Genomic DNA, 15,411 nt, shown 5'->3' with positions numbered 1-15,411 from the left:
GGCTCAAGACCGCTCGGCTCGAGGAGGAGTCCATGCTAAACGTCTCAAAGCCGGTTGGGATGACGATTATCTTCTTAAAGTGTTGTTCGCATCCCCCCATCACCTCTCGCAATTATGAAGAATTGTGTGCGTTCGCCCTGCTATCTTATTCGAGAATCTAGGGAGCAATCAAGGGTTTTTGTGAAGTTAGGATAAAGTTTTCGGTGGTTTTCTATGAAGTTTCTGTAAAGATATCAGGATAAGAAAAATAAACCGGGGTGAAATCCCCCAGTATTCTTCTTGAGGAGAGAGTCCCAGCAAGAATGAGGGAATTCACAAAACGCTCCCTATCCCACTAAAACTCCATCCAATAATCCTTGAAAGAGTGCCATTCCATCGGTTGCTTGTAGGATGGGATCAGATGCTCGTTCGGGGTGTGGCATCATACCTAAGACGTTACCCGATGAGTTAACAATTCCGGCAATATTGTTGAGTGATCCGTTGGGGTTGCTACTGTCGTTGACTGCTCCCGTTGCGCTACAGTAGCGAAAGAGGATTTGTTGTTGGTCTTCAAGTTGTTTGAGGGTGTCTGGGTCTGCGTAGTAGCGGCCTTCTCCGTGCGCGATGGGGAGGGTAATGACTTGTTGGGGGGTGTAGTGACGAGTCCAGGGGAGATCAGTGCGTTCGATTTTCAGGGGGACTCGATCGCAGATAAAATGTAAGTCTCGATTCCGGACTAATGCACCTGGTAAGAGTCCCACTTCGGTTAAAATCTGAAACCCGTTACAGATACCCAGAACCCATTTCCCTTGTTTCCCGTGGTCGAGGATGCTATTCATTACGTTGGAAAATCTTGCGATCGCACCACAGCGCAAATAATCGCCATAACTAAATCCCCCCGGTACAATAATCACATCTAGGTCACTAATATCGGTATCTTGATGCCAGACCATCCGGGTTGATGACCCCAGTAACTCGCGTGTCACATAAGCCACATCTCGATCGCAATTAGACCCCGGAAATACAATAACGCCAAATTTCATTTGTTGTTTGTTGTTGGTTGTTTGTTCTTGGTGAAAAAGGGAACAGTCATCAATGATCTATTATCTATTATCCATTACCAATCAACGATCAACTGCTAAAGCGGGAACTTCGTCGAGTTCAAAACAATAATTTTCGATAACGGGGTTGGCTAACAAGCGATCGCACATTTGATCCAACTGTGCTTCGGCGGCGGTTTGGTTTTCCGCGCTTAACTGTAACTCAATGTACTTGCCGATTCTCACCCCCTCAACGCTATCATACCCCAGTTGATGGAGTCCGGATTGGACTGCCACCCCGGCAGGATCGAGAACCGAGGGACGGAGGGTGACATAGATTCGTGCTTTGAACTGAATAGCCATGAGATAATACAAAGGGAGAAAACCAGATTCAGATCAATTGTAAAACGAGACGCATCTCTTGATAGCTTAGATTTAGTTGCGATCGCCATCCACCCAAAACCCATGAAAACTCGGACTCGTTCCCAAGCCAAAATCCTCAACCTCCTAAAAACCCTCAATAAAGCCATTTCGGCCCAAGATTTATACTTGAAACTCCGCCAAAATCAGCAAAATATGGGATTGGCCACGGTGTACCGTTCCCTAGAAGCCTTAAAATTAGATGGACTGGTGCAAGTCCGTACCCTCCCTAATGGGGAATCCCTCTACAGTTTAGTCCACCAAGACCAACACCATCTCACTTGTCTCAATTGTGGCCGTTCCATTGCGATCGCAGAATGTCCCGTCCATGAACTCGAACACCAACTCCAAGACTCCCACGATTTTAAAGTGTATTACCACACCCTAGAATTTTTTGGTTTGTGCGATCGCTGCCAAAAAGAACAAGATACACAAAAATAGTATTTTGTCAAGTTTTTTTAGACCAATTCTTCTTCTTAGCCTAACTTCCTCCTTATTCGGTGCTTCTGCCCTCTGCCCTCTACCTTAGGATGCTAATTACTGTTTACTGATTACTGATTACTGCTATGCAGACTTGGATTAAAAAAATTAACAATTGGCTAGAAACCCACTGGGCTACCCCGAGTTATGGGGGGATGGTGTTGTTAGTGTTGGCCTTAGCCTTTTTTGGTGCAGCGACAAACACCATGGCGGGTTGGCTTTATGCCCTCAGTGGCCTTATTTTAGCCTTATTAGGGGTGGCCGCCGTTTTGGCCATGGGTTCTCTGTCTCAACTGCGCGTCCGTCGTCGCACCATTCCCCCCGTCAGTGTTGGGGATGAACTTCCCCTCGAACTCACCGTCGAAAACCCCACCCCTCGCAGCAAAACCCTTTTACAACTGTATGAGGACTCCCCCTCGGTTTTGGGCCAATTTCCTCCCCAGTCCATTGAACTCATCCCTCCCCACAGTTCCCACACTTTAACCTACTATCATCCCGCCAAGAAACGAGGGGTTTATTATTGGGATAAGGTACAATTGCGCACCGCAAACCCCTTCGGCCTCTTTTGGTGTCGTCGGTCTCGTCCCCTTCCGGCCAAGGCCATTGTTTACCCACAAGTTTTACCCCTGCGGTCTTGTCCGTTAGTGGATACAATTGGACGAGAGGAGAGTTTACAAGCAGAGAGCGATCGCCGCTACCAAACTGCCACGGAAGGGGTAACTAAAACCCTCAGACCCTACCGTTTCGGTGATCCCACCCGTTTAATTCATTGGCGCACCAGTGCGAAATTTGGGGATTTACAGGTACGAGAGTTAGAGGTAATGACTTCAGGCCGAGAGGTGGTGATCTGTTTGGATAGTGGAGAAAGTTGGGAGAGTCGTTGTTTTGAACGGGCCGTCACCAGTGCTGCTTCTCTCTATTTTTACGCTAGTCGCGCCCAATTGAATATTAAATTATGGACAGCAAAAACTGGATTAGTTCATGGGAATCGCGTGGTGTTAGAAACCTTGGCCGCGACTTATTTGGAGGAAGACCAAAAGTATAGTCCCCCGACGGATGTTCCCCTCATTTGGTTATCCTCAACCCCCAGTCAGTTACAGAATTTACCCCTCGGTAGTCTTTATCTACTCTTTCCCGATGAGCAAACCTCTCTCAATGTCCGAGATACTAGAATTCCGGGTTTGGTGATTAATTCGCAGGATGCTTTGGAGAAGCAGTTGCAATTAACAATTAACAATTAACCAAGAATAATTAATAATTAATTAAGCACAATTAACCAAGAATAATTAATAATTAATCAAGCACAATTAATCAAGAATAATTAATAATTAATTAAGCACAATTAATCAAGAATAATTAATAATTAATTAAGCACAATTAATCAAGAATAATTAATAATTAATCAAGAACAATTAATCAAGAACAATTAATAATTAATCAAGAATAATTAATCAAGAACAATTAATAATTAATCAAGAATAATTAATTAAAAACAATTAATAATTAGCTATTAGCCTTGGGTTAAAACCCAAGGCTAATAGCTAAAACCCGTTAAAACGGGTTAAGATCAACTATCAACTGCGTACTGCGAACTGCACTGATTACTGATTACTGATTACTGGTTAACTTGTTGACTGAGGGTTTTTAACTCATCGGGGGTGAGATGACGTTTTAATTGGGTGGACTGTTGGCGGACTTGGGTTAAGAGGAGTTGTGCTTGTTCGGTTTCGAGGTGGATGCCTTGGGTGGCGAGGAGGTTACATAACCCGTGGCGGCCTGAATGTTTTCCGGCGACGAGATGATGGGTTGTTCCTACGTCTTCGGGGGGGAAGGGTTGGTAGGTTTGGGGGTTTTTGAGGATGCCGTCGGTATGTAAACCGGATTCGTGGGTGAAGGCGTTTTCTCCGACGATGGCTTTCCAGGGGGGGAGGGTGTGGCCGCAAACTTGTTTCACCAGTTGGGAGAGTTGGCCTAGTTGTTGGGTTTTGATGCCGAGATCAAGGTTGTCAATGCGTTTTAAGGCCATGACGACTTCTTCTAGGGCGGCGTTTCCGGCTCGTTCTCCCATACCATTGACGGTAGTATTAACGGATAAGGCCCCGGCTTTGATTCCTGCGATCGCATTGGCTGTGGCCATGCCTAAGTCGTTGTGGGTGTGCATCTCGACGGGAATGTTTAAGGCATTCACCAGATGTTGGACTTTCTGATAGGTAGTGAAGGGATCAAGAATACCAACGGTGTCACAGAAGCGAAACCGACTGGCCCCCCAAGTTTGGGCCGCTTGGGCCACTTCAATTAAAAAAGAGTCCTCGGCCCGCGAACTATCTTCCCCCCCGACGGATACCCACAACCCCTGATCTTTGGCGAAACTGATGGCTTCTTGTAAGCGGGTAAAGACTTGACTGGGGAGGCCGGCGAGTTTGGCGTGAATTTGCACTGGGGAGACGGGGATGGAGAGGTGTACATGGCTCAATCCCGCATCAATGGAGGCTTGGATGTCGCAGCGTAAGGCACGATTCCATCCGGTTAAGTGGGTATGGGGAAGTAAGGTTGCGATCGCGCGAATTCCTCTCTGTTCTTCTTTCCCCATAATCGGGATTCCCACTTCAATTTCCGAGACTCCGATGGCCGCTAAACTCAAGGCAATAGTGATTTTTTCTTCCAAAGAAAACGCCACGCCAGCGGCCTGTTCGCCATCTCGCAGGGTGGTGTCGTTGATTTGAGGCATTGCAGATTTTCCCATGGGTGGGGAGGGTGGGGGGTTAAACATGAGTGGAACATCCCGCTATCTTGAATCTCTGCAAACGCCTAGAAAAACAAGGCTATTCTGTCACCTACCTCTCAGTGGACAGTAAAGGGATGCTCAATTTAGAGGAATTGCGGTCATCATTGCGGGAAGATACAGTCTTGGTATCGGTGATGGCTGCCAATAACGAAACAGGGACGATTTTTCCCATTGAACGTATTGGACAAATTGTGAAAAGTCACGGGATTTTGTTCCATGTAGATGCAGTACAAGCGGTGGGGAAAATTGCCTTAGACTTGCAAGATAGTCCCATTGATTTTTTAACTTTGTCCGGCCATAAACTCCATGCTCCCAAAGGGATTGGAGTGTTATATGTGCGTCGGGGGGTGCGGTTTCGACCGCTTCTGGTGGGAGGCCATCAGGAAAAAGGCCGTCGTGGGGGGACAGAAAATGTCCCCGCGATGGTTGGTTTAGGGAAAGCGGCTGATCTGGCGCAATCTTTTCTACAAAAGGAACAGACTCAGGTGCGGGCCTTGCGCGATCGCTTGGAACAAACCATCCTCCGGGAGATTCCCGATTGTCAAGTGAATGGACATCCTGCGTTACGATTGCCGAATACCAGCAATATTGGCTTTAAGTACATTGAAGGGGAGGCCATTTTACTCTCCTTGGACCGTTATGGGATTTGTGCCTCGTCGGGTTCAGCTTGTACCTCCGGGTCCTTAGAACCCTCTCATGTTCTGCGAGCAATGGGTTTGCCTTATACGGTTTTGCATGGATCGATTCGCTTTAGTTTATCCCGTTATACCACCTCCGCCGAAATTGAACGGGTTTTATATTTATTACCCAAGGTGGTGCAACGGTTACGGGATATTTCTCCCTTTAAACGGGAATCCGAGACAACGCAAGGATGGTTAGACACCTTGCAACAGGAGTCTGTGATGGCTTCTGCATCGAGTACAGACGACTATTAAGGGGGAATCTAGTTATGTGGGATTATACAGATACAGTGATGGATTTATTTCATCATCCTCACAATATGGGAGCCATTGCCTTGGCCGACTGCCAGGAGAATGAAACGGTGGCCATGGGGGAAATTGGCAGTATTGTCTGTGGGGACGCATTACGGTTGTATTTGCGGATTGATCAGACTTGCGATCGCATTATAGATGCCCAATTTCAAACCTTTGGTTGTGCCTCGGCCATTATTAATGCTCTCGCCGAAAAACTTGGCACGAAAATGATTTACTTCATGCCTCGGGATAACATGGTCCAACGGGCAGAATTGAACCGTCAAACGGTCATTGAATTTGATCCCGACTGCGAACAAGCGGGGCATTATCGGGCTTTGGCGAAAGCCATTGATGAAAATACCGATCAAATCATTCCCACCCCCATCAGCAACCAAGAATTAGAAGACTTGCTGGTGAAATACGGCTTATACGGCTAACGGTTGGCGGGGTAATCAGTCCCTCTGATTACCCTTTCCCCTCGATTGATCTCTGCAAACCATCTCTGCAAAATTTGGAGGTTTAACTCTCATGAATGTAATGGTTCGAGCAATTATTCGTCCGGAAAAAGTGGCGGATGTCTTACAAGCCCTGTTAGAAGCGGGTTATCCCGCCGCCACGAAGCTGGATGTCTTTGGACGAGGCAAACAACGGGGTCTCAAAATCGGCAATGTCCATTATGATGAACTGCCCAAGGAAATGTTAATGGTGGTGGTCCCCGAAGAGGATAAAGAAACCGTCTTACGGACGATTTTAGAAACCGCCAAAACAGGAACAGAAGGGGCTTATGGGGACGGTAAAATCTTTGTTAGTCCGGTTGAAGCCGTGTACACCGTCAGCACTGGGGTACAAGAAGGGGCAACCGATACCCCCAGTCCTTCTTTAGCGACCGTTTAAGCCCATTCTACGGGTAATCAGTTCTCCGTTCTATTGTGTCTCCTCATTGTCTCTCCAAGACTGATTACCCTTCATTGTATCTATACCTATTCGAGGACACAGAACAGTCCCTGCACTGTGTAAAGAACCATGAAAGAAATCTTAGCTATTATTCGCATGAATCGCATCAACCAAACTAAACAAGCCTTGATTGATGCTGGGTTTCCGGGCTTTAATGCTGTGAAAGTGGTGGGCCGAGGCCGCCAAGCGATGGAAGCGGAAGTGGTCAACACTTTAAATGCCCATCCTGAAGATGCCAATGAAGTGTTACCCCTGTTGGCCCGTGTCCCCCACTTAATTCCCAAACGGCTGATTAGTGTAGTTGTACCGAACGAGTTAGTGCAAGCGGTGGTTGAAACCATCATTGCAACCAACCAAACCGGAAACCCTGGAGACGGCAAAGTGTTTGTGTTACCTATTCTCGATAGTATCCGGGTTCGGACCGGAGAAACCGGACGGTTAGCCGTGGATGAGATGGGGGCATAACCCGAACGCAACAATACTCTTACAGATTCACAACTCTGACAGACTAGCAAAACACGAGGAAAGGAAGAATGACTGAGAATTATACCCCAACTAGCGAACAAGCTGCGGCTCAGGCCAATGAAACGGTCATGCGATCGCAATCCCCGGTCAGCCCAGAACAAACCACCAGCACCGTAGAAGATATTATCACCGCTTACCCGAAAAAAGTCGCCAAAAAACGGGCCAAACATATTGTCGTCCGGGATGGGAACGAACCCACCCAAGAAATACAAGCCAATGCCCGCACCACCCCCGGCATTATCACCCAACGGGGTTGCGCTTTTGCGGGATGTAAAGGGGTGGTGGTTGCCCCCTTTGGCGACTGCATCCATATTGTTCACGGGCCTGTCGGTTGTTCCTACTATTCCTGGTTAACCCGACGCAACCAATTTAAACCCCGTGAAGAAGGGCAAAATTTCATCCATTACTGCTTCACCACCGACATGAACGAACACGACATCGTGTTTGGTGGGGTGGGTAAGCTGAAAACCGCCATTCAAGAAGCCTACGATACCTTCCATCCCAAAGCCATCACCGTCCATGCCACCTGTCCAGTAGGGTTAATTGGAGATGATATCCAAGGGGCCGCCAAAGAAATGTCCGACAAACTGGGCATTAGCGTGATGTCCTTTAACTGTGAAGGATACAAAGGGGTTTCCCAGTCGGCTGGACACCATATTGCCAATAACGGCATTTTCAAAAATTGGATCGGGGCTGACCAAGAAACCGAAGAAATTCCGGGCTATACCGTAAACCACGAAGTTAGGAGAACATCATGCTAGAAGCAACCCCTAAAGAATTAGTCGAACGTAAAGCCCTACGAGTCAACCCGGCGAAAACCTGTCAACCCATTGGGGCGATGTATGCAGCATTAGGCATTCATGGCTGTCTTCCCCACTCTCACGGGTCTCAAGGGTGCTGTTCTTATCACCGTTCCCACCTCACCCGTCACTATCGGGACCCCATTATGGCCGCCACCAGTTCCTTTACGGAAGGGTCATCGGTGTTTGGTGGTGGGGCAAATTTGCGCAATGCGTTCAAAACCATCTATCAACTTTATGATCCCGATGTCATCGCTATCAACACGACTTGTTTATCGGAAACCATTGGGGATGACTTACCCACTATTATCCGGGAATCACGGGAAAGCGGTATTATCCCAGAGGGAAAAGTGGTTATCCATGCGAATACGCCTAGTTATGTGGGAACACATATTACAGGGTGGTCGAATATGACTAAGGCCATTGTCACCTATTTGGCCGACAAGACGGAGACTCCCCCCGAAACGCCCTATATTAACTTTATTCCGGGCTATGTTGAACCTGCGGATACTCGGCATTTGAAAGAGTTTCTCGCCCAATTAGGGGTAAATGCGGTGGTGTTCCCAGATACCTCTGATGTGGTGGATACGCCGCAAACCGGGTCTTTTGAGATGTATCCTTATGGGGGGACTCCTGTGGAGGACTTACACCGGACGGGGAATGCTCAAACGACTATTGCTCTGGGGCCAGATGCGTCTCGGGCCGCAGCGAAGGAACTGGAGACTAAGTGCAATGTGCCTTATCAACTCCTTGATCTACCTATTGGGGTGGCGGCTACAGACCGTTTGGTGCAGACCTTGATTGAAACCACCGGAATTACGCCTCCTGCTTCTCTGAAGCGCGATCGCGGACGGTTAGTGGATATTATGACCGATATGCAGCAATACCTGTATAACAAGCGCGTAGCGGTCTCTGGGGACCCGGATCAAGTTGTGCCGATGACGGAATTCTTGGTCAGTTGTGGGGCCAAACCCGTTTATGTAATTACGGGAACTTCCTCGAAGTATTTTAAACAACGGTGTGCAGAAATTCTGCAAAATGTTGTCCCCGAAGCGGTGATCAAAGATGACACGGATTTATTCTATCTCCATCAGTTGATTAAGAATGAACCTGTTGATCTGCTGGTGAGCAATGTTTACGGCAAATATATTGCTCGTGCTGAGGACCTCCCCTTTGTCCGCTTTGGTTTCCCGATTTTAGACCGGGTGGGCCACAGTTACTTCCCCACTTTGGGATATCAGGGGAGTATCCACCTGCTGTGCAATATCCTCAATACCCTGCTGGAACGCAAAGATCGGGATGATCCTGATGAGGTTTTTGAGTTAGTTCTTTAAGGTTGTTCTTTGTTCTTGGTTCTTTGTTCTTCGGGCAAATGACCAATCCCCAAGAGTCTCAACACCTAATCATTCACTAACAGAAACCGGGTTTCTGGCAAAGACTTAAAAATAATCCCCACTGTGGATAAGTAACCCGGTTTCTCACTCCCAAAATAGCGAACACTAGAAAGATCATGAGTAAGTTACAAAAACCCAAACACCATATTTTCGTTTGTGCCTCGTTTCGTGCGGGGGGAGAGGCCCAGGGCGTTTGCGATCGCAAGCAAGCCAAATCCCTCATCCAGTACCTCGAAAATGAAATTGTTGATCGCGGTTTAGATGATGTTCTTATCTCCTCTACAGGATGTCTGAAACTCTGTGATCACGGGCCGGTAATGATGATTTATCCCGATAATTACTGGTACGGTGAAGTGAATGAAGACGCAATTGACGAAATTCTCGATGCGTTAGAAGAAGGCGAACCTGCATCTGATTATCTTTTTGCTAGTTAGCTGTCTCCTCATAGCCTTATTGAAAGGAGTTTCAGATTTAATTTAGTTCTATCTCTGCAACTCCTTTTTTTATTTAAGGGAACAGGGACTAGGGAACTGGGAACAGAAAGTAGAACGTAAGAAATTAACCCAAAACTAACAACGAACAACCTAAAACTAACAATAAATCCATGAATAATCCAATTTTAAAAGAACGTGCCGATCAAGTTCATCGTAAAGGAAATGCTCCTTTTCAAATATCCTGCGATCGTGATAGTTTAGCCGGGGCTGTGAGTCAACGTGCTTGCGTCTTTTGTGGGTCACGAGTAGTCCTTTATCCTATCGCAGATGCAGTCCATTTAGTTCACGGCCCCATCGGGTGTGCAGCCTATACTTGGGACATTCGTGGAGCATTATCTTCCGGGCCAGAACTCCACCGTCTCAGCTTTTCTACCGACTTACAAGAACGAGATGTTATTTTTGGTGGGGAAAAAAAGCTCACCAATGCTTTAAATGAACTCATTGATCGTCACCATCCCAATGCCGCTTTTGTCTATTCAACTTGCATTGTGGGCATTATTGGAGATGACCTAGAAGCCATTTGTAAGCGGATGAGCGAGGAAAAAGGCATCCCAGTGATTCCCGTTCAATCTGAAGGATTTAAAGGCAATAAACGGGCGGGATATAATGCCGCTTGTCGGGCTATGTCTCGCTTAGTGGGAACAGGAAATATTGACGATGTTTCCCCCCACAGTATTAATATTTTGGGCGATTTTAACTTAGCCGGAGAAATTTGGATTATTCGCCAATATTTTGAACGGATGGGACTACAAGTTGTGGCTAATATTACCGGGGATGGTCGTGTGGGAGATATTGCGCGATCGCATGGTGCAGCCGTCAATGTTGTACAATGTTCTGGGGCAACCCTAGACCTCGCTAAAATGATGAAAGAGGATTACAATATCCCCTATGTACGAGTGTCTTATTTTGGCGTTGAGGACATGGCCGAGTCTCTCTACAAAGTAGCCAATTTCTTCCCCGATGATCCCAGTATTTTAGAACAAGCAAAAGCCCTAGTCCGCGAAGAATTATCCGTCCTTTATCCCCAGTTACAAGCCTATCGCCAAGACTTAGAAGGGAAAAAAGCAGCCATTTATGTGGGGGGTGCATTTAAAGCATTTTCCCTAGTCAAAGCCTTTCGTTTATTAGGCATGAAAGTCGTTATGGTGGGGTCACAAACCGGGACAAGTGAAGATTATCAGGAACTTCACGAAATCACCGACGAAGGGACAATTATTGTGGATGACTCCAACCCCTTAGAATTATCAGCATTTTTACAAGAAAAAGATGTAGATATTTTTGTCGGCGGGGTAAAAGAGCGACCCATTGCCTATAAATTGGGACTGGGATTTTGTGACCACAACCACGAACGAAAAGAAGCCCTAGAAGGCTTTGTGGGAATGCTCAATTTTGCTAAAGAAGTGCATTCTACAGTCATGAGTCCAGTTTGGCGGTTTGTTCCCAGAAACAATAAATAGTTGATAGTTAATTTTGTTCTTTATTTTTTCTCATTGAATAAAGGTAGAAATTGGCTTTCTGAAATAACCGTGAATATTAACCGCAAAATGTAGAGAGAAACCCGGTTTCTAAGCTCTTATCAATCACCCACTACCCATCCCCAAGAAAATGACTAAAACTAAAAGCAACCAAACCAATAAAACCAACTACGTCTCAACGACTAACGCTTGTAAACTGTGTAAACCATTAGGAGCTTGTATTGCCTTTAGAGGGATTGAAAATTGTGTGCCTTACTTACACGGTTCACAAGGGTGTGCCACCTATATGCGGCGGTATATTATTAGCCATTTTCGTGAACCCATTGATATAGCGTCCTCCTCTCTGAGTGAAAAACACGCCGTTTATGGTGGGGGTCCAAATCTTAAAAAAGGGATACTCAATGTCATGGAGAAATATGAGGCAAAAATGGTGGGTATTGCCACAACTTGTCTCACCGAAACCATTGGCGATGATGTCCCACAATTCTTGTATGAATTTAATGAAGAATTTGGCGACCAAGGTTTACCCACCTTAGTTAATGTAGCCACCCCTAGCTACAGTGGGACGCACATGGAAGGATTTCACGCCACCGTCAAGGCCGTGATTGATCAATTAGTGGGAAAAACTGACATGAACACCATTGCAATTGCACCGAAAACCATTATCCCCAATGTTAATATTATTCCAGGACTGGTTTCCCCGGAAGACTTACGGCATTTGCGGGATATTTTAGAAGATTTTGGCATAGCAGGGACAATTTTGCCCGACTATTCCGACACCTTGGATGCTCCCGCCACGGATGAATATGCGAAAATTCCTGAAGGGGGGACTCCAGTGGCCGATATTGCACAGATGCACCAAGCCAAAGCGACATTAGAGTTTGGCCGAGTGTTGGCGGCCACAGGGAATACTGGAGGGGAATTATTGCGCGATCGCCATTCAGTCCCCCATTATGCGTTAGGATTGCCTATAGGCTTGCGGGAATGCGATCGCTTCTTTGCCACCCTCGAAACCACCACCGGACAACCCACCCCCCGCAAATATACCCAACGTCGAGGCCGTCTCGTCGATGCCTATGTAGATGGTCACAAATACATCTTTGGCAAGAAAGCCGTCGTTTATGGCGAAGAAGACCTCTGTGTAGCCATTACAGCATTTTTGGCAGAAATCGGCGTAAAACCCGTTCTCTGCGCCTCTGGGGGCAAAAGCGGGCATTTTCAAGAAGCCATCACCGCCGTTACCCAAGAACTATTACGCGAACCCCCCCTCGTCAAAGAAGGGTTTGACTTCTACGAAATAGCCGAAGAAATCGAACAATTGCAACCTGATCTCCTAATAGGGACAAGCAAAGGCTATCCCCTCGCCCGCAAATTACAAATTCCCCTCTTACGAGTCGGCTTCCCCATCCATGACCGTTTCGGAGGTCAACGCACCCTCCACCTCGGTTATCAAGGCACACAACGCCTTTACGACCAACTGGTGAACGCCGTCCTAGAGAAAAAACAAGCCGACTCCCCCGTAGGTTACGGCTATCTATAGTTGAGAGTTGAGAGTTGAGAGTTGAGAGTTGACAGTTAAATGACTGACAACTCCTCATCAACAACCAGAGACCAACACTTCTTTCTTCTCTAGCCTATCCCTGCATCACAGATTACCATTCCCTATTCCCTGTTCCTTCTTTTCACCCAAAAAGACTCATGACACTAACCATCAATTACGAAAACCATCCTTGCTTTAACCCTCAAGTTAAAGGCCAATTTGGGCGAGTCCATTTGCCCATTGCTCCGAAATGTAACATTCAATGTAACTATTGCAACCGCAAATATGATTGCGTCAACGAAAGCAGACCTGGAGTAACTAGCACCGTCCTTTCTCCCCCCCAAGCCGTGCATTACATGGAACAGGTGCTAGCCAAAGAACCCCGCATCACCGTCGCCGGAATTGCCGGGCCCGGTGATCCCTTCGCCAATGCCGAGGAAACCCTCCAAACCATGCGCTTATTGCGGCAGAAATACCCCGAATTAATCCTCTGCCTCTCCACCAACGGCCTCAACCTCAAACCCGAATATATCACCGAAATCGCCGAAATTGGCGTATCTCACGTCACCGTAACCATCAACGCCATCGACCCAGAAATTACCCGGAAAGTCTATCGTTGGGTGAGAGATGGCAAAACCGTCTATCAGGGACGCAAAGGAGCAGAATTGCTCTTACAACGGCAATTAACCGCCATTCAAAACCTCAAAGCCGCCAATATTATCGTCAAAGCCAACTGTATCGTTATTCCAGGAGTAAACGACCATCATATTGTTGAAGTAGCCCGCAAGATGAAAGAATTAGGGGTTGATCTATTCAATGCCATGGCCATGTTCCCCACTGCGGATACCCCCTTCGAGTCTCTCATTGAACCCGATAATCGGATGATGAATAAAATTCGCAAGGAATGCGAAGAATATTTACCGCAAATGCGCCACTGTACACGCTGTCGAGCAGATGCGGTGGGGTTACTGGGGGCAGACCAGTCGGAGGAGTTTCACGGGTGTCTATTGGCCTGTGCTAAGAAAACCATCCCTACGGAGTCCACAACCCGCCCTTATGTAGCGGTAGCCACCTATGAGGGGGTTTTGGTCAATCAACATTTAGGCCAAGCGGAACAAGTGCAAATTTGGCAAGAAACCGAACAAGGGTTTCAATTGGTTGAAGAACGCTTAACCCCAGAACCGGGGACAGGGTTTGAACGGTGGCAAAAGTTAGCCAATGCTCTCCCAGACTGTCGCGCTTTATTGGCCAGTAGTATTGGTGAGAATCCCAAACAGATTTTACAACGCTGTGGAGTCACTCCGGTAGAAATGGAGGGATTTATCGAGATCGGGTTAAAAGCAGTGTATAACGGGGATGATCTCTCAAAGTTAAAACGCAAACGTCCTGTGGTGGGTGTAGTGAAAGGCCAAGGTTGTGGAGGTGATGGTTTAGGGTGTGGGTAGGATTTTGGGTTGTTGTTTGTTGTTTGTTGGTGAAAAAGGGAACAGTAAACAGTAAACAGTAAACAGTAATGTTGTTTGTTCTTGGTTCTTTGTTCTCCCCCAGAGGGAGGAGAGAGAATAGAGGAGAGAGGATAGAGAAAAAATTACAGACTACTCACTTCTCACTTCTCACTTTTCTCTCCTCACTTCTTCCCCCCCCATCTCCTCCATCTCCCCTATCTCCCCTATCTCCCCCATCTCCCCCATCTCCTCCCTATCAACTCTCAACTATCAACTCCCTCAATGGGAACAATCCCATCGGGTGATTCCAAGGGGAGGGTAGAGGTTTATACTAGATACAGTACACCTTCGTGATCAGGAGAAACGATAGAAAGAATGGAACAACTTGCTAATTTACTACCCCACGCGATTACTGAACTTTATGCCTCTGCCGCACGTAACCATAAGTTAACCCTAGCAGATCGCTACGGACTGCAAACGGCGATTCTTGAAGGGCATTTAACTCAAGAGGAAGAATGGACTTTAAATCGTATTCTGCGTGCAGTGTGGCGGCAGGATATTGAATGGGATACGACGGCTTAGTTCTCTCACTTAAACAACCATTTTCTTGTTTTGTTTGAGAGATGATTTTTCCTAGGTGATCTTCTGTTTATTGAGCAATGGGGGTTCTGTTGTATTGGTGAAACTGCTCTGCAAATGTAGCTTGTCCACTCTACGTCTGTGATGAACCGTGATGATTGACTCCCATTGCAATTAATAATCAACAATTAATAATCAACAATTAACAATTCATATGCAATTCCCTTGATTTGGATTAAATCAATATAAATTATCTATATCATTATTCAGTTCCGTTAATTCTCGAATCTTTTGTTGATATTCCCCATTAATAGTTTGTAATTCTTCATTAAACTTCAAAGGGCTTTTTACGTCTGTAACACTACCTTCATTTATCGTTGGTATTCAGTTTAATTACAGACCACAGAGCCAAGTGCTGGCGTTTACACTTGGGTGTGATGACCCTCTCAAGGTAGCCTACCTTTTTACAGGATTTATGGCTGAGTCTGCACGCTCGTCCCTTTCTAAGTCAACAAAAATTGAACAAT

The 15,411-nt window shown here is 46.5% G+C and carries 14 protein-coding genes and 2 pseudogenes; 13 read left to right on the top strand and 3 right to left on the bottom strand.

Annotated elements, in window-relative coordinates; genetic code table 11:
• Positions 1-326: 326 nt before the first annotated feature.
• Complete coding sequence (gene purQ / locus PN462_RS20605) at positions 327-1,022, bottom strand: phosphoribosylformylglycinamidine synthase subunit PurQ (RefSeq protein ID WP_272130722.1); 696 nt, start codon at positions 1,020-1,022, stop codon at positions 327-329.
• Between the two features lie 81 nt (positions 1,023-1,103).
• Positions 1,104-1,382 carry a phosphoribosylformylglycinamidine synthase subunit PurS gene (gene purS / locus PN462_RS20600; RefSeq protein WP_272130721.1) on the bottom strand — a complete coding sequence of 93 codons (279 nt, stop codon included), beginning with the start codon at positions 1,380-1,382 and terminating at the stop codon, positions 1,104-1,106.
• Positions 1,383-1,484: 102 nt separating this feature from the next.
• Between purS and PN462_RS20595 the strand changes: the two genes are divergently transcribed.
• Together PN462_RS20595 and PN462_RS20590 are read left to right on the top strand one after the other, a co-directional pair.
• Positions 1,485-1,880, top strand: a complete 396-nt coding sequence (locus PN462_RS20595) for a Fur family transcriptional regulator (protein ID WP_272130720.1) — start codon at positions 1,485-1,487, stop codon at positions 1,878-1,880.
• 125 nt (positions 1,881-2,005) lie between these two features.
• Positions 2,006-3,160, top strand: coding sequence for a DUF58 domain-containing protein (locus tag PN462_RS20590; RefSeq protein WP_272130719.1), 1,155 nt, complete (start codon positions 2,006-2,008; stop codon positions 3,158-3,160).
• Positions 3,161-3,534: 374 nt separating this feature from the next.
• Here the strand turns inward: PN462_RS20590 and nifV are convergent, their stop codons facing one another.
• On the bottom strand, positions 3,535-4,647 hold the full coding sequence (gene nifV / locus PN462_RS20585) for a homocitrate synthase (protein WP_272130718.1): 1,113 nt from the start codon (positions 4,645-4,647) through the stop codon (positions 3,535-3,537).
• 44 nt (positions 4,648-4,691) lie between these two features.
• On the opposite strand from nifV, the pseudogene PN462_RS20580 reads away from it, so the two are divergent.
• The 11 genes and pseudogenes from PN462_RS20580 to PN462_RS20530 all read left to right on the top strand — a co-directional run.
• Positions 4,692-5,639 (top strand): annotated as a pseudogene (locus PN462_RS20580) (aminotransferase class V-fold PLP-dependent enzyme); the annotation flags it as partial.
• 14 nt (positions 5,640-5,653) lie between these two features.
• Positions 5,654-6,115, top strand: coding sequence for an iron-sulfur cluster assembly scaffold protein (locus PN462_RS20575; protein WP_272130716.1), 462 nt, complete (start codon positions 5,654-5,656; stop codon positions 6,113-6,115).
• A gap of 91 nt (positions 6,116-6,206) precedes the next feature.
• Complete coding sequence (locus tag PN462_RS20570; RefSeq protein ID WP_443029244.1) at positions 6,207-6,572, top strand: P-II family nitrogen regulator; 366 nt, start codon at positions 6,207-6,209, stop codon at positions 6,570-6,572.
• Positions 6,573-6,701: 129 nt separating this feature from the next.
• Positions 6,702-7,097, top strand: coding sequence for a P-II family nitrogen regulator (locus PN462_RS20565; protein ID WP_272130713.1), 396 nt, complete (start codon positions 6,702-6,704; stop codon positions 7,095-7,097).
• A gap of 128 nt (positions 7,098-7,225) precedes the next feature.
• A pseudogene (locus tag PN462_RS20560) lies at positions 7,226-7,891 on the top strand (nitrogenase component 1); the annotation flags it as partial.
• A 20-nt stretch (positions 7,892-7,911) separates the two neighbouring features.
• Positions 7,912-9,291, top strand: coding sequence for a nitrogenase molybdenum-iron protein subunit beta (gene nifK / locus PN462_RS20555; protein WP_272130710.1), 1,380 nt, complete (start codon positions 7,912-7,914; stop codon positions 9,289-9,291).
• 176 nt (positions 9,292-9,467) lie between these two features.
• Positions 9,468-9,785, top strand: a complete 318-nt coding sequence (locus PN462_RS20550) for a (2Fe-2S) ferredoxin domain-containing protein (RefSeq protein ID WP_272130709.1) — start codon at positions 9,468-9,470, stop codon at positions 9,783-9,785.
• Between the two features lie 170 nt (positions 9,786-9,955).
• Entirely contained in the window at positions 9,956-11,302 is a 1,347-nt protein-coding gene (nifE, locus tag PN462_RS20545; RefSeq protein ID WP_272130708.1) for a nitrogenase iron-molybdenum cofactor biosynthesis protein NifE, read from the top strand.
• Between the two features lie 148 nt (positions 11,303-11,450).
• Positions 11,451-12,860, top strand: coding sequence for a nitrogenase component 1 (locus tag PN462_RS20540; protein WP_272130707.1), 1,410 nt, complete (start codon positions 11,451-11,453; stop codon positions 12,858-12,860).
• A gap of 158 nt (positions 12,861-13,018) precedes the next feature.
• Positions 13,019-14,305 (top strand): nitrogenase cofactor biosynthesis protein NifB, encoded by a 1,287-nt coding sequence (nifB, locus tag PN462_RS20535; RefSeq protein ID WP_272130706.1) that lies wholly within the window; start codon positions 13,019-13,021, stop codon positions 14,303-14,305.
• A gap of 375 nt (positions 14,306-14,680) precedes the next feature.
• Positions 14,681-14,887: a hypothetical protein gene (locus tag PN462_RS20530; RefSeq protein WP_272130705.1), complete on the top strand. Its 207-nt coding sequence runs from the start codon at positions 14,681-14,683 to the stop codon at positions 14,885-14,887.
• The last annotated feature ends 524 nt before the right edge of the window (positions 14,888-15,411 follow it).

Source organism: Spirulina sp. CS-785/01 (genome assembly GCF_028330525.1).
Taxonomy (GTDB): domain Bacteria; phylum Cyanobacteriota; class Cyanobacteriia; order Cyanobacteriales; family Spirulinaceae; genus JAQMSD01.
Note: the sequence above shows the minus strand (reverse complement) of the source record. Positions and strands in the feature narration are given on the sequence as shown.

What these genes read in the sequence shown, in the direction of transcription:
- nifK (WP_272130710.1), top strand. Translation starts at nt 7,912, where the DNA reads ATGCTAGAAGCAACCCCTAAAGAATTAGTCGAACGTAAAGCCCTACGA.
- PN462_RS20530 (WP_272130705.1), top strand. Translation starts at nt 14,681, where the DNA reads ATGGAACAACTTGCTAATTTACTACCCCACGCGATTACTGAACTTTAT.
- nifB (WP_272130706.1), top strand. Translation starts at nt 13,019, where the DNA reads ATGACACTAACCATCAATTACGAAAACCATCCTTGCTTTAACCCTCAA.
- PN462_RS20575 (WP_272130716.1), top strand. Translation starts at nt 5,654, where the DNA reads ATGTGGGATTATACAGATACAGTGATGGATTTATTTCATCATCCTCAC.
- PN462_RS20590 (WP_272130719.1), top strand. Translation starts at nt 2,006, where the DNA reads ATGCAGACTTGGATTAAAAAAATTAACAATTGGCTAGAAACCCACTGG.
- PN462_RS20540 (WP_272130707.1), top strand. Translation starts at nt 11,451, where the DNA reads ATGACTAAAACTAAAAGCAACCAAACCAATAAAACCAACTACGTCTCA.
- purS (WP_272130721.1), bottom strand. Translation starts at nt 1,382, where the DNA reads ATGGCTATTCAGTTCAAAGCACGAATCTATGTCACCCTCCGTCCCTCG.
- nifE (WP_272130708.1), top strand. Translation starts at nt 9,956, where the DNA reads ATGAATAATCCAATTTTAAAAGAACGTGCCGATCAAGTTCATCGTAAA.
- PN462_RS20595 (WP_272130720.1), top strand. Translation starts at nt 1,485, where the DNA reads ATGAAAACTCGGACTCGTTCCCAAGCCAAAATCCTCAACCTCCTAAAA.
- nifV (WP_272130718.1), bottom strand. Translation starts at nt 4,647, where the DNA reads ATGCCTCAAATCAACGACACCACCCTGCGAGATGGCGAACAGGCCGCT.
- PN462_RS20550 (WP_272130709.1), top strand. Translation starts at nt 9,468, where the DNA reads ATGAGTAAGTTACAAAAACCCAAACACCATATTTTCGTTTGTGCCTCG.
- purQ (WP_272130722.1), bottom strand. Translation starts at nt 1,022, where the DNA reads ATGAAATTTGGCGTTATTGTATTTCCGGGGTCTAATTGCGATCGAGAT.
- PN462_RS20565 (WP_272130713.1), top strand. Translation starts at nt 6,702, where the DNA reads ATGAAAGAAATCTTAGCTATTATTCGCATGAATCGCATCAACCAAACT.
- PN462_RS20570 (WP_443029244.1), top strand. Translation starts at nt 6,207, where the DNA reads ATGAATGTAATGGTTCGAGCAATTATTCGTCCGGAAAAAGTGGCGGAT.